This is a genomic window from Staphylococcus ureilyticus, from assembly GCF_002902235.1.
Taxonomy (GTDB): domain Bacteria; phylum Bacillota; class Bacilli; order Staphylococcales; family Staphylococcaceae; genus Staphylococcus; species Staphylococcus ureilyticus.
Window position 1 is genome coordinate 1 of the sequence record NZ_PPRL01000006.1, and the last position, 13633, is coordinate 13633.

A 13633-nucleotide genomic window follows, 5' to 3' on the forward strand; every position below is an offset into this window, starting at 1 on the left:
AGATGTGTATAAGAGACAGTTTTTAAATGTGCTCAATTCAGATAATCCTTTATTGATCTTCTTAACACTACTCTCGTACAAAACCTATATATTGTCATACTAATACAATTCAAAAATACATTTGTTTTACTTATAATTTAATATAAGTAAAATTATATAAATATTTATATATATTACTGATACACTTCGCTTTTCTCTGTTACACTTATAAATAATTACTTTTTAGAAGTGTGAACAATCATTGTTCAATTTTTTGTAAGCGCTTTAATATTTGGAGGGGATATTTTATGCAACAAGAGAGTGTTTGGCTAACAATTATGGGGCTAATTATTATTATTTCCATTGTTGGTTTACTAATTGCTAAACGTATTAGTCCAGTTGTAGGCATGATTTTAATACCGAGTGTAGGGGCACTCATATTAGGTTACAATATAGGTGATTTAGTAAAATTCTTTAATAGTGGTTTAGATCAAGTCATTAACGTCGTCATCATGTTTATTTTTGCAATTATTTTCTTCGGCATCATGAGTGACGCTGGCTTATTTAAACCATTGGTAAAGCGTTTAATTTTGCTTACTAGAGGTAATGTTGTAGTTGTTTGTATTGTAACTTCACTTATCGGAATATTCGCGCAACTCGATGGTGCTGGTGCCACAACATTTTTATTATCAATACCAGCATTATTACCGTTGTATAAAGCACTAAATATGAATCGGTATCTACTACTTTTGTTACTCGGACTGAGTGCATCGATTATGAACATGGTGCCTTGGGGTGGTCCTATGGCTCGTACAGCTTCAGTAATTCATTTTAAGAATGTCAATGAATTATGGTATGGTGTTATACCTGTTCAGATTATCGGTTTTATTTTAGTTTTACTATTCGCTGTATTTTTAGGTTTTCGAGAAAAAGCAATCATACAACGTAAAATCAATTCGGGAAAAGTAACTAATACACAAGATGTGGATATACATAAATTGGTTGAAATATACGAGCAAGATCAAGATATTAAATTTCCCATTCGTGGTGTTGCCGTTACGAAACCTTGGATTAATTGGATTAACGTGATACTTACGCTCGCTATCATCGTAGTAATGCTAGCTAATATCGCTCCGCCTGAATTTGCATTTATGATTGGTGTTGCGATTGCTTTGATTATTAACTTCCCAAATGTAGACGAACAAATGAGTAGGCTTAAGGCTCATGCGCCAAATGCACTTATGATGGCTGCCGTGATTATCGCAGCGGGTATGTTTTTAGGTGTACTTAATGAAACTGGTATGCTTGAGGCAATAGCAGTAAGCTTCATCCACATTATACCGAATGCCGTAGGGCCATACTTACACATTATTGTCGGTATTTTCGGTGTACCACTAGATTTATTAACGAGTACGGATGCTTATTATTTCGCAATCTTACCTATTGTTGAACAGACAGCCGGTCAGTTTGGTGTGTCATCTGTGTCAACAGCATATGCAATGTTAATTGGAAATATTATCGGTACGTTTGTCAGTCCATTTTCACCTGCATTATGGTTAGCAATAGGACTTGCAGAAGCAAATATGGGAACATATATAAAGTATGCGTTCTTTTGGATATGGGGTTTTGCCATCGTCATGTTAATTATCGCTATGTTAATCGGAGTCGTTACATTTTAAGTTCTAAACTGCGTGAATTTAGTAAAAACATTTGCACAAAAATTAAAAAACAGGGTGTCGAACTGAAATTACATTTCAATGTTCCACGCCCTGTTTTATTTATATATAATTAAATTTTGCAGTCTTATATTACCATTAGCCCATGCTCAAATCATGATGCTTTATTGTATTTAGCGACATTTTTAAGGCTAATCACTAAAATAAATGCTACTAACGCAATTGCAGCTGAAAAATAAGTCGTTGCGTAGACATTTAAGTTCGATACTACTAATCCACCTACAATACCGCCGATACCGATACCTGCGTTTAAACTAGACATATTCCAGCTCATCACTTGGCTCGTATCACCCTCAACATGTTCTATAATGCCACTTTGCACAGCTGGATTCGTACTCCATTGCATGATATTCCAAATGAAAATAATCATGAGTAATAAACCTGTACCTGGTAAAAACATATTAAGAATAAGCATCATAACAATAAATACGGCTGTCGCAATAACCAACCAGCGTTTGCTCGTAAGTCTATCTGATAAAAAGCCACCCATTGATGTTCCGATTACACCTGCAATACCATTGATTAATAATGCAATAGAAACAAAGGATAGTTGATGCCCACCGGAAAGGATTAACGGATTAATATAAATAAACGTCACCGAGTTGGCTACTAATAATAAAAACGTGATACCTAAATATTTTGTAACTTCAGCGGGTCTTAACACTTTGGAATAAGCGTTTGAACGATTTGAACTTGTCTCTGTGTCAGTGTTTGACGATAGATGATCACTTAGCTTCGGTACATATATATACATTAGAATACCAACGAATAAACTAATAACCACAATAAATAAAAACGTATATCTCCAACCGACTAAATCACCAATGACTGTCCCGATTGGCACACCAAAAACATTTGCCCCACTAAAGCCGGAATACACAATACCAATCATTTTCCCTCGGTGTTGTGGCGCAGTTAATAACGCAGTTAAAGCTAATATTTTAACCACAATTAATGCTGCAGCTGCAGATGATAAGATACGTCCAATCACTAAAATAGAAAAATTAGGCGCAATCGCAATAATGATATTGCCTACAACAAATGTTAACAATGCCCACAACAAAACCATTCGTGGTGAAAAACGATTCGTTAGCTTTACTAAAATAGGTCCTGCTACTGCAAAAGTAATGGCATATAAGGTAACTAATTGTCCAATGATTGCTTCAGAAACATGTAAATCACTACTCATCAAGTTCATAATACCAGCAACCATCATTTCAACCATTCCTACAATAAATATACTTAATATAAAGGTAAATATGCGCATAACTGACATAAATATCCTCCTCTCTTTAATCTGATTTCAAAAATTCTATAACTGCTACATTATAAACCATTCGTCAATATATATGAATACTTAGCAATAACATGCTATTAAATTCATTTCAAAAAACAGGAAACGCAAGAAGTATCAAAAACCATTTTGATACTTCTTGACGTTTCCTGCTCATCTAAATTTAAAATTTCTCATCAAATAGATTTGATTTTAGTAATTGTCATCATGTTTATTATAACAAATATACATCAAAAACTTTTAGCGATTGTCTTTGGGGATATGTCGCGCAATTAATTGGTCTCGTTCATTAAAGAATTGACGATAACTCAAGTATGTTGCAATCAACGCTGACATAATTGTCGCTGTCGTATGAATAAATACTACTAAAAGTTGAAATTTAACAGCTTCCAATGGATCTACACCACCGATAATCAACCCTGTCATCATACCAGGAATCGAAACAATACCATACGTTTTCACTGAATCTATCGTTGGCACAATTGCCGTTTTGATACTTTCACGGATCGTTCCTTTGGAAGATAGTTTTGGATTAGCACCTAATGCCAATTTGGCTTCGATTTGACTCATTTCTTTAACGAATTCACGATCTAAATTTTGATACGCAAGATTAATAGCAATCAAACCATTACTTCCAAGCATGCCTGCAATTGGAATTACTTCATTAGGTTTGAATTCAATTGCGCCAGTGATCACAATACCGACTAATGGTAGCGCTACACCTATAAATATGGCAATAAAAGAAATCCAAAATACATGATGCATCACAGGTGAAGCTCTACTGATCGTGTTCCACGATGCATTAATAATGATAATCAATACAAACAAGAGCAACAACCATGTTTGGTTTACATCAAATATAAAATGAAGTAAATAACCTAAAATCACCAATTGAACAACTGCTCTTAAAGTTGCAACGAGTAAATCTTTAATTATATGTAATTTTTCTTTATATGACACGATGATTGGAAAAAGTAGGAGTGTCGCAGTAAGTACTAAAGCAGTGGTACTCATCATAATTCCTCCTCCTTTTCAATTTGTCCATCCACAATTCTAATGCGCTTTTGGAAATGTCTCATACTTTGATCGTTACTATGTGTAATCCATAAAATTGTTGTACCTTCCTCCGCAAGCTTAAAGATTAAAGATTCAATTTTTTCACTGTTATGTACGTCTAAAGCACTTGTTGCTTCGTCTAATAATAATACTTTGGGTTTATACATTAGCTGTCTCGCAATCGTTACACGTTGCCTCTCCCCACCAGAAAGATGGTTTACGCTTGTATCAAAGTTATAATGACCTAACCCTACCGACTTCAAAAGTGCTTTAGCTCTTTTACGATTAAACTTATCATTTCTAATTTGAGCGGGGAAAGCTAAGTTATCACCAATAGTACTTTCAAACAAATCGCTTTCTTGTAATAAATAACTAACTTCCATTCTTAACTTTTCTGGACTAATATCTTCATATACTTGATTATTAAAATATAATTCCCCTTCTGTAGGACTTATCAAATTATTCATTAAGCGTAACAAAGTACTTTTACCACTTCCTGAAGGCCCAACAATCGCAATCGTTTCTCCTGCTTCGATTTTCAAATTAATGTTATTGATAATTTGTCGGTTATCCACCTGGTATGAAACATTTCTAAGCTCTAACATTTTGAACCTCCTAGGTCATATATAGTTTATACCCTATTACGACTGTTTGATTTCCTATCATTGTAGCATTCAATCGTTTTATTCAAAACACAACATTAAATATCACACGCAAACATTATTTTAAAAATACAATCGCAATAAAAGATATTAAATTATTAAAAGCATGCAGTGATATGGATACTGCTAGGTTTTTCCCACTTTTCAAATATACAAATACTAGACCAATCGCAATAAAAATATAGCTTCCGATTTCAAATGGGGATGTAGCCCCTAATACATGAATACCGGCAAATAATATAACTGATAATACACTTGCAGCAGCATATGTAATTTTTTTACCTAATTCGTGAATGATGAGATGCCTAAATAATAACTCTTCAATAATCGGCGTCAAAATAACAATATCTAAAAATAAAAATGGGAGCATCCAATTGTCTTGAAACAGTGCTTCTAAAATCAATTGATTTTGTGTTTCATGATATTGTAATGACTTCGGTAAAAAAGTCATAAGCCAATCATATAAATTATTCAACAAGAGCGTAGATATGTATGCTATAAAAATAAGCAAAATATATTTACGAACTGATTTTAACCTGTTGATCGCAATTGCTGTAATATTATCTTTAGTATGCATGCCATAAAAACTTAAGATGATACATATTTCAGCAATAACACCACCAAAAATCAGTATATTCATATCACTTAAACGATACTTACTACCAATATTAAAAATGTCATATGATACGATTAATATCAGCGTTAATATAAGTGGTATAAGATAATTAGCAATGATGTATATAGGGATTAACCAAAAGTCTTTTTTAACAATTTTCTGATGCTGCCATATATGCTTTTTGGTTAATGGCGTTGCTAATGATTTGTCAGTCATATGTCACCTTCCTTGTAGCTGTTTAACAATAATATAACACAATATTTTATCATTATTATAAGTTGATTTACTTTTCTATTTGAAAATTACAATTAACCATTCTACCCCTTTACAGTGGAACACATTGTAAATTGCATAATTTATTGTATTATATAACTATATTAAGGGGGAATGTTACATGACTATTTTGACTATTTTACAGTTTATCGTCAACGTAATCATTGTCGTTTGTTTAATAAGCGTACTTGTTTTAGGGGCTGTATTGCTTATTAAGGATAAACGACAAAAGCAACATAGCGTTTTACGCAATTATCCATTACTTGCACGTATTCGATATTTTGGTGAAAAAATAGGTCCAGAATTACGCCAATATTTATTTTTAGCAGATACCAAAGGCAAACCTTTTTCTCGTAATGATTACACCAATATTGTATTAGCTGGTAAATATAATTCAAGGATGACTAGTTTTGGTACACAAAAGGATTATGAAGATGGGTTTTACATTCAAAATACGATGTTTCCGTTGCAATCTAAAGAATTACATATTAATCAATCACCGTTGATTTCATCATTTATTTATACAATTGATAATGAACGACTCTTTAATCGTGACGAACATCGCACAAAAACAGAGATAGATCCATTTTATTTAACAGATGAAGATGCCATTATTTTAGGTCCTGAACTGGAACATCCGTTCAAACTTAAAAGGCTTGTTGGTCAATCAGGAATGAGTTATGGCGCATTAGGAAGTCATGCAATCACGGCGCTATCCAAAGGATTAGGACAAGCTGGAACTTGGATGAATACAGGTGAAGGCGGTTTATCAAAACACCATTTATCGGGCGATGCAGATATCATCTTTCAAATAGGTCCAGGTTTATTTGGCGTACGAGATAAATCGGGAGAATTTGATATGAATGCTTTCCAAAGTTTAGCAAATGAAGATACGGTCAAAGCTTTTGAAATCAAGTTAGCACAAGGTGCAAAAACAAGAGGCGGCCATATGCAAGGTAATAAAGTCACACAAGAAATTGCTGATATTCGTAATGTTGAACCTTGGAAGACGATTAATTCCCCTAACCGTTTTGAATCTATAGATAATCCAACCGATTTATTAGACTGGGTTACACAATTACAAAAAGTAGGTCAAAAACCTGTTGGTTTTAAAATTGTAATCAGCAAAGTATCAGAAGTAGAAGCGCTCGCACAAACAATGATTGAAACAAATCAGTTTCCGAATTTTATTACTATTGACGGCGGCGAAGGAGGCACTGGTGCAACATTTCAAGAATTGCAAGATGGCATAGGTTTACCTTTATTCACTGCTTTACCAATCTTAACAGGTGTACTCGAAAAGTATGGTATACGCAATCGAATTAAAGTATTTGCTTCAGGGAAACTTGTAACGCCTGATAAAATTGCGATTGCATTAGGTCTAGGTGCTGATTTAGTCAACGTTGCAAGAGGTATGATGATTAGTGTTGGATGTATTATGAGTAGGCAGTGTCATATGAACACATGTCCTGTAGGTGTCGCAACAACAGATCCAAAACGTGAAAAGGGATTAATTATAGATGAAAAAAAATACCGCGTCACTAATTTTGTAACCAGCTTACATGAAGGCTTATTTAACATTGCTGCCGCTGTAGGTGTAACTTCCCCAACTCAGATATCAAAAGAACACATCATTATCAAAAAGAAAGACGGTAACATTCAATCCATACATGATTATAAATTAAACTTACTAAATCATAATTAACTTCAAAGATTAAAACAAACACCTTTGTTAAAAATAAGCTTCAACAACATTTCGAAGGATAAGATAAGCATACGTCTGGGACGAATCACTGATGTCCAGACGTATTTATTTTGTAAATAGATATTTAAGTCCGATGGTTCATTATCATATAAAGTGATTCAATTGCTTTGTTAGCTTAGATTCTATCGTTTCTTGTTGATCTTCCAATGGATTGAATTCAAATAAATTACCATTAATAAAAACAGTCGGAATGCCTTTAATTCCTCTTTCAAATGCTTCTTCATGAATCGCTAACGAACGATCGTCAGCTTCTTTATGAGGTGTAAGATTATATTCTTCTTCCATTTTGGCTTCAATTGTCGAAAAACTTACTTTCCATTGAGCTTGTGTTTGGTACAACTCACGAATAATATCTAAGGTTTCTTCAGGTCGTTGATAGTTTAAATATATATTTGCTATTGTTCCTTTTAATAAGCCTTGCTTCGTTTTATCAAAATGTTTAATTGTATGTTGAACCTTCCCTTGATCAATGAATGGCTTTAATACAGTGTCTGCAGCGAAAAAGAAGTTTTTACAGTATGGACAAGCTAAATTGATAAAAGACTCCACTTTAATCGGTGCTGATTCTGAGCCTATTGTTAAATAATTAATTTCTGTCATCGTCTATCCCTCCACTTTGTTTATAATTATATTGAATCATGGACAGGTATTGAATGCACACGTTTAGCCTTACAATAGCGTGCAACGTAAACTTCATCTAATGTTATGTACATTAAATTAATAACACAAAGCTCAAACAATTAGCTTATATCGAAGTTCATGATAAAATGAATATAAATATTTGATTAGGGGGTATAACATGAACAATTCAATAAAATTACTAGAATCATTAACAAATGTTGACGGTATTGCAGGTCATGAAAAAGCAGTAAAAACACTTATGCGTGATTATTTGACGCCAGTAAGTGATGAAATTATTGAAGATAATCTGGGAGGTATTTTCGGTAAAAAAACGACCTCTACTGGTAATAAGACATTAATGGTGGCAGGTCATTTGGATGAAATTGGTTTTGTAGTTACTAAAATTGATAAAGATGGATTTTTAAAATTCACACCTATTGGTGGTTGGTGGAACCAAGTGATGTTATCTCAAAAAGTAACTGTCACAACTGATGAAGGCAAGAAAATCAGAGGTATTATTGGCTCCAAACCACCACATGCTTTATCACCCGAAGAACGTAAAAAAAATGTAGAAATAAAAGATATGTTCATTGATATTGGAGTTAAAAGTAAAAAAGAAGCTGAACAATTCGGCATTGAAATTGGCAATATGATCACACCATACAGTGAGTTTGAAACACTAGCAAATAGCAAGTATTTAACTGCCAAAGCTTTTGATAATCGTTATGGTTGCGCCCTTGCTGTAGACGTTTTAAACAACCTTAAACAAGAATCTATTGATATTAATTTAGTTTCAGGCGCTAACGTACAAGAAGAAGTAGGTCTTCGTGGCGCTAAAGTTGCAGCTAATAAGATTAAACCTGACTTAGCTCTTGCTGTCGATGTAGCTGTTGCCTATGATACACCAGGCATGTCTGGCCAAACTAGCGAGACAGCTATTGGACAAGGACCTGTAGTCATTATTATGGACGCTTCAAACATAGGTCATGTTGGTTTTACAAACCATATTAAAAAAATAGCTAAAGCACATAATATAGATATCCAGTTAGATTCTACACCTGGTGGCGGTACTGATGCTGGAAGTATTCATGTTGCCAATGAAGGTGTGCCTACGGTCTCTATTGGTGTCGCTCTACGTTATATGCATTCAAACGTCTCTGTATTGCATACAGATGACTATAAAAATTCGGTTGCCTTAGTCACTGAAATCGTTAAATCTTTAAACGACGATGCCGTAGATAACATCATTTGGTAAACCACTCAAATCTATAAAAAATAAAGCCGTAAACAAAGTGCTACCACTAATGTTTACGGCTTTTTGGTGCTTCTTAATAATTATTAAACTCAAATAATATCACTTTCACTCTAAATTATTCTGTAGAATCTTTCCAACGCGCATCACTCAACATTTCTCCTGGCCAAGTATATGCCGTCACACCACCATCAATTGTAATGGTTTCACCAGTTATAAAAGAACTGTCATCAGAAGCCAAGAAAGCAATGAGTTTGCCTACTTCATCAGGTGTGCCCAAACGACCTAAAGGCGTAACCCACTTCTGATTTTCTCTAAATATTTTTCCTTGTTCATCTTCTTTAGTACCTGTTAATTTATCTACAAGTGGTGTTTCTATCGTACCTGGTGCGACTGCATTCGCTCTGATATGCTCACGTCCATATTCTATCGCTGTTGATCGAGTGAAATTGATGATACCTGCTTTTGCAGCATTATATGCTGAACGATTTAAATCTGCAGCATTTCCAGAAAATGACGCCATATTGATGATAGAGCCACCATTTGACATCATTAATGGTAAAAAGAACTTGGTCATCAAAAATGTACCTCTTAAATCAACATTCATAATTCTATCAAACACATCGATTGGAAATTCATGAATACGTCCAGCGGCATTATCAATACCAGCATTATTACATAAAATATCAATATGATCATAATCTTCTTTAATAGATTGCGCAAGCCGTTCTACTGCATGTGCATCTGATACATCTACATTATATCCTGAAGCTTTATTACCGCCCTGGTTAATTACTTTTACTGTATCATGTACAGATGCAGAAATATCAATCGCTAAAACATGTGCCCCTTCTTTTGCCAATATTTGTGCAGAAGCAGATCCTATGCCAGTACTAGCGCCTGTTACCAAAGCAATCTTATTTTCTAATCGTCTCATCTATGAACTTCCCCTTTCATTTCTCTACTGTTCAATATTAATTAATCTGTAATACATTTCCTTTTTAAATCAATTTTAAAACCTTTGTATAAAGCATTCATAGATGCCTTTTGCTTGGAAACATAAAATTTATCATACTCATTTCAAAATGAGTTTGTTATACTTTCGATAACTTATTGGGGAGGTAATAATAATGGGGTCAAATACGAGAGAAAAATCGACAATCATAAATAAATTTCTGAATATTGTAGAAAAAATTGGAAATAGATTACCTGATCCAAGTATATTGTTTTTTCTAATGTGTCTTGGGCTCGCAATCATTACATGGGTTGTTTCACTTTTTCATGTCACAGTAAAGCATCCTGGAACAGGTAATACCATTGCCATCAAAAATATTTTAAGCAAAGATGGTATTGCTATGATTTTGAATGATGCGATCAAAAACTTTTCTGAGTTCCCTGCACTCGGTTTAGTATTATCAGTGATGCTTGGGGTAGGTATTGCTGAGAAAACAGGGTATTTTGATAAATTAATGGTACAAATTGTTCATAAAGCACCCAAGCAAATCATTGTGCCTGTAATTATACTTATAGGTATTATTGGCAATTCTGCAGGAGATGCTGCAACGATTGTTTTACCACCGTTAACAGCGATGGTCTTCATTAAATTAGGCTATCACCCTATTGCCGGGTTAGCGATGGCTTACGCATCAGCACTTGGTGGTTTTTCTGCGAATGTCATGATAGGAATGTCAGATGCATTGCTTTATGCCTTTACAGAACCAGCAACAAAGATTGTTTCTGATAAAATTGCAGTTAATGTAGCGATGAATTGGTACTTTATTGCAGCTAGTGTCGTTGTATTATTGCCAACAATTTATTGGGTGACAATGCGTTTTGTCATCCCTCGTTTAGGCTCATATGACGATACACAGTCTAATATTAAAGTGGATGATACTAATCAAGGATTAACACTTAAAGAAAGTAAGGCTGTGTTTTGGGCAAATATAAGCTTTTTCACTACACTTATTTTACTTATCATTATGGCAATACCACAAAATAGTTTCTTACGTAATGCCAAAACTGGCAGTTTATTGAATGATTCTCCTATTATTAATGGGATTGGTTTAATTATTTTACTTATTTTTTTTGTGCCTGGTTTGGTGTACGGCATGTTAATGAAGGAATTTAAAAATTCTAAAGATTTAGGTAAAATGCTTGCTGATTCTATGGCTTCTATGGGGTCTTTTATTGTTATTGTCTTTTTTGCAGCACAATTACTGGCATTTTTAGAATGGAGTAATTTAGGTGTGATTGTAGCAGTACAAGGTGCTGAAGTACTTCAAAATCAAAACGGTATCGTCCTTATTTTAGGAGTGATTTTTTTAGGTGCGCTCATTAACTTATTAATCGGTAGTGCATCTGCTAAATGGGGAATTCTTGCTCCAATATTTATTCCAATGCTGATAATTGTAGGATTTCATCCTGCATTCACACAAATGTTGTATAGAATTGGAGATTCAATTAGTAACCCAATTACGCCAATGATGCCTTATTTGCCATTACTTTTATCTTATGCTCAAAAATATGATAAACACATGAAATTAGGCTCACTGTTATCTAGTTTAATGCCTTATACCATTATTCTAAGTATTATATGGCCCATATTCATGATTATATGGTACTTACTTGGCTGGCCATTAGGCCCTGGAGGCCCTTTACACATCAATGAATAAGTCAAAAACAATATTAAATTTCAAACTATATAAAAATCATTACCATGAATTGAACAATATTCAATTGATGTATCACAAATCATGCTATTTATTGTAATATTAAAGAGAAAAGTGGGTAAATAAATTTATAAACAACTATTTACCTCATATATACAGGAGGAGATTATGGAACGCATAGGATTAGTAGACATCGGATCAAATACAATAAGGTTAGTTATTTTTGAGTTCGATACTAAAACAGGATTAAATGAAATTTTAAATATTAAAACGCCCGCACGCTTAAGTCAATATTTAACCGATGATTTAAAGATGAACCAAGATGGTATCGATGTGTTGACAACAACATTACACAGCTTTAAAAGCGTCGCTAATAAATTTGAAGTAAACGAATTACATCCTGTTGCGACAGCTGCTATTAGACAATCTACCAATCAAAAAGAAATCATCAAACACATTAAAAGCGAACTTGACATCAACATCAAAATTATTCCTGATCAAGAGGAAGCTTTTTATGGTTTTTATGCCATCACTCATACTACAGATGTAGAAGATGGTGTTTCTATCGATATTGGTGGTGGGTCTACAGAAGTCACTTTATTCAAAGATAAAACGATCATTGAAGCGCATAGTTTCCCATTTGGCGTTGTAACATTAAAACGAAAATTCTTCGAAGATAAAGATCATAATGATAAATCTGCAATTAAAGCAATGGAAAAATTTATAGCTAAGCAATTCGAACAGCTACCATGGTTACAAGACCAAAAAATTGCTTTAGTCGGTATTGGTGGATCAGCTCGTAACGTAGCACGCATTCATCAGTCAGAACATTCTTATCCCATTGGTGGTGTTCATAACTACTCAATGACTGAAGAAGATATGGATGAGGTATATAAAATAATTAAAAAGAGTTCACGTGATGACTTAAAAGATGTTGATGGATTAAGCAGAGACCGTATAGACATCATATTACCAGCAGTATCCGTATTCAAAACTTTATTCGAACAAATCAATGCAACCCACTTCACTTTCTCACGTAAAGGGTTACGTGAGGGCTATATAATGAAGTTGATATCCGAACGTCACCCACAAGAATTTAAAAAAGAAAATATTAGAAAAGACGCATTATATCATTTAGCTAATGAATATAGCATCGAAGAATCTAGTGCAAAACAACGCGTTAAATTGGCTCAATCATTGTTATCACAACTGATTGACTTAGATAAAATTCAAGTTACTAAAAAAGAGCAAGAACTTTTTGCGGAAGGTGCATATTTATATTATTTAGGAAGATTTATTGACGCAGATTCTAGTTCACCGCATACGTATTATATTATAGCGAATTCAATGATTGATGGTTTTCCACATGAAGATCGCGTCAAACTTGCAATGTTAGCAAGTTTTAAAAATAAATCTCTTTTAAAATTTTATAGCCAAGAGACCGCATGGCTACGTGGCAAAGAGTTGGATCATATTCAATTTTTAGGCGGTATTATTAAATTTGTAAATGCCCTAAATATATCACATACTAGCCCAGTGGAACGTGTGGCATTACAAGAAGAAGATGGTGCTTATACTTTGTATGTCCATTATATTGGTGAACCGATTGCTGAAGAATATCAATCACTTAGACAAAAAAAGCATATCGAGAAAATTTTAAAAGAAAATCTTTCTATCATCTTTACAAAATCTTAAAATTCATATGATAAA

The 13633-nt window shown here is 33.7% G+C and carries 11 protein-coding genes; 5 read left to right on the plus strand and 6 right to left on the minus strand.

Annotated elements, in window-relative coordinates:
- The first annotated feature begins 287 nt into the window (after positions 1 to 287).
- Positions 288 to 1658 carry a CitMHS family transporter gene (locus tag CD150_RS00690; RefSeq protein ID WP_073344094.1) on the plus strand — a complete coding sequence of 457 codons (1371 nt, stop codon included), beginning with the start codon at positions 288 to 290 and terminating at the stop codon, positions 1656 to 1658.
- Positions 1659 to 1809: 151 nt separating this feature from the next.
- Here CD150_RS00690 and CD150_RS00695 read toward each other — a convergent pair whose 3' ends face one another.
- The 4 genes from CD150_RS00695 to CD150_RS00710 form a co-directional block, all read right to left on the minus strand.
- Positions 1810 to 2991: an MFS transporter gene (locus CD150_RS00695; protein WP_073344097.1), complete on the minus strand. Its 1182-nt coding sequence runs from the start codon at positions 2989 to 2991 to the stop codon at positions 1810 to 1812.
- Positions 2992 to 3249: 258 nt separating this feature from the next.
- The gene (locus CD150_RS00700) at positions 3250 to 4023 is read right to left on the minus strand and encodes an ABC transporter permease (RefSeq protein WP_046206977.1); all 774 of its coding nucleotides are present in this window, start codon (positions 4021 to 4023) and stop codon (positions 3250 to 3252) included.
- Positions 4023 to 4670, minus strand: coding sequence for an ABC transporter ATP-binding protein (locus CD150_RS00705; protein WP_046206810.1), 648 nt, complete (start codon positions 4668 to 4670; stop codon positions 4023 to 4025). Before CD150_RS00705 ends, CD150_RS00700 begins: the two co-directional genes overlap by 1 nt.
- Before the next feature lie 115 nt (positions 4671 to 4785).
- A complete protein-coding gene (locus CD150_RS00710; protein WP_073344100.1) occupies positions 4786 to 5559 on the minus strand; it encodes a CPBP family intramembrane glutamic endopeptidase in 774 nt (257 codons plus the stop codon).
- 178 nt (positions 5560 to 5737) lie between these two features.
- Between CD150_RS00710 and CD150_RS00715 the strand changes: the two genes are divergently transcribed.
- Entirely contained in the window at positions 5738 to 7321 is a 1584-nt protein-coding gene (locus CD150_RS00715; RefSeq protein WP_073344103.1) for an FMN-binding glutamate synthase family protein, read from the plus strand.
- 144 nt (positions 7322 to 7465) lie between these two features.
- Here CD150_RS00715 and CD150_RS00720 read toward each other — a convergent pair whose 3' ends face one another.
- Positions 7466 to 7981 (minus strand): thioredoxin domain-containing protein, encoded by a 516-nt coding sequence (locus CD150_RS00720; RefSeq protein WP_019470102.1) that lies wholly within the window; start codon positions 7979 to 7981, stop codon positions 7466 to 7468.
- Positions 7982 to 8180: 199 nt separating this feature from the next.
- Between CD150_RS00720 and CD150_RS00725 the strand changes: the two genes are divergently transcribed.
- Complete coding sequence (locus tag CD150_RS00725) at positions 8181 to 9257, plus strand: M42 family metallopeptidase (RefSeq protein WP_019470101.1); 1077 nt, start codon at positions 8181 to 8183, stop codon at positions 9255 to 9257.
- A 115-nt stretch (positions 9258 to 9372) separates the two neighbouring features.
- On the opposite strand, the gene CD150_RS00730 is transcribed toward CD150_RS00725, so the two are convergent.
- Positions 9373 to 10191: an SDR family oxidoreductase gene (locus CD150_RS00730; protein ID WP_073344106.1), complete on the minus strand. Its 819-nt coding sequence runs from the start codon at positions 10189 to 10191 to the stop codon at positions 9373 to 9375.
- Between the two features lie 193 nt (positions 10192 to 10384).
- Here CD150_RS00730 and CD150_RS00735 point away from each other — a divergent pair, with 193 nt between their 5' ends.
- Both CD150_RS00735 and ppx read left to right on the plus strand, forming a co-directional pair.
- Entirely contained in the window at positions 10385 to 11926 is a 1542-nt protein-coding gene (locus CD150_RS00735) for an AbgT family transporter (protein WP_073344108.1), read from the plus strand.
- A gap of 162 nt (positions 11927 to 12088) precedes the next feature.
- Entirely contained in the window at positions 12089 to 13618 is a 1530-nt protein-coding gene (ppx, locus tag CD150_RS00740) for an exopolyphosphatase (protein WP_073344111.1), read from the plus strand.
- Positions 13619 to 13633: the final 15 nt, after the last annotated feature.

Excerpts from the sequence above, each read along its gene's own strand:
- CD150_RS00690 (WP_073344094.1), top strand. The coding sequence starts at position 288 with ATGCAACAAGAGAGTGTTTGGCTAACAATTATGGGGCTAATTATTATT.
- CD150_RS00695 (WP_073344097.1), bottom strand. The coding sequence starts at position 2,991 with ATGTCAGTTATGCGCATATTTACCTTTATATTAAGTATATTTATTGTA.
- CD150_RS00700 (WP_046206977.1), bottom strand. The coding sequence starts at position 4,023 with ATGAGTACCACTGCTTTAGTACTTACTGCGACACTCCTACTTTTTCCA.
- CD150_RS00705 (WP_046206810.1), bottom strand. The coding sequence starts at position 4,670 with ATGTTAGAGCTTAGAAATGTTTCATACCAGGTGGATAACCGACAAATT.
- CD150_RS00710 (WP_073344100.1), bottom strand. The coding sequence starts at position 5,559 with ATGACTGACAAATCATTAGCAACGCCATTAACCAAAAAGCATATATGG.
- CD150_RS00715 (WP_073344103.1), top strand. The coding sequence starts at position 5,738 with ATGACTATTTTGACTATTTTACAGTTTATCGTCAACGTAATCATTGTC.
- CD150_RS00720 (WP_019470102.1), bottom strand. The coding sequence starts at position 7,981 with ATGACAGAAATTAATTATTTAACAATAGGCTCAGAATCAGCACCGATT.
- CD150_RS00725 (WP_019470101.1), top strand. The coding sequence starts at position 8,181 with ATGAACAATTCAATAAAATTACTAGAATCATTAACAAATGTTGACGGT.
- CD150_RS00730 (WP_073344106.1), bottom strand. The coding sequence starts at position 10,191 with ATGAGACGATTAGAAAATAAGATTGCTTTGGTAACAGGCGCTAGTACT.
- CD150_RS00735 (WP_073344108.1), top strand. The coding sequence starts at position 10,385 with ATGGGGTCAAATACGAGAGAAAAATCGACAATCATAAATAAATTTCTG.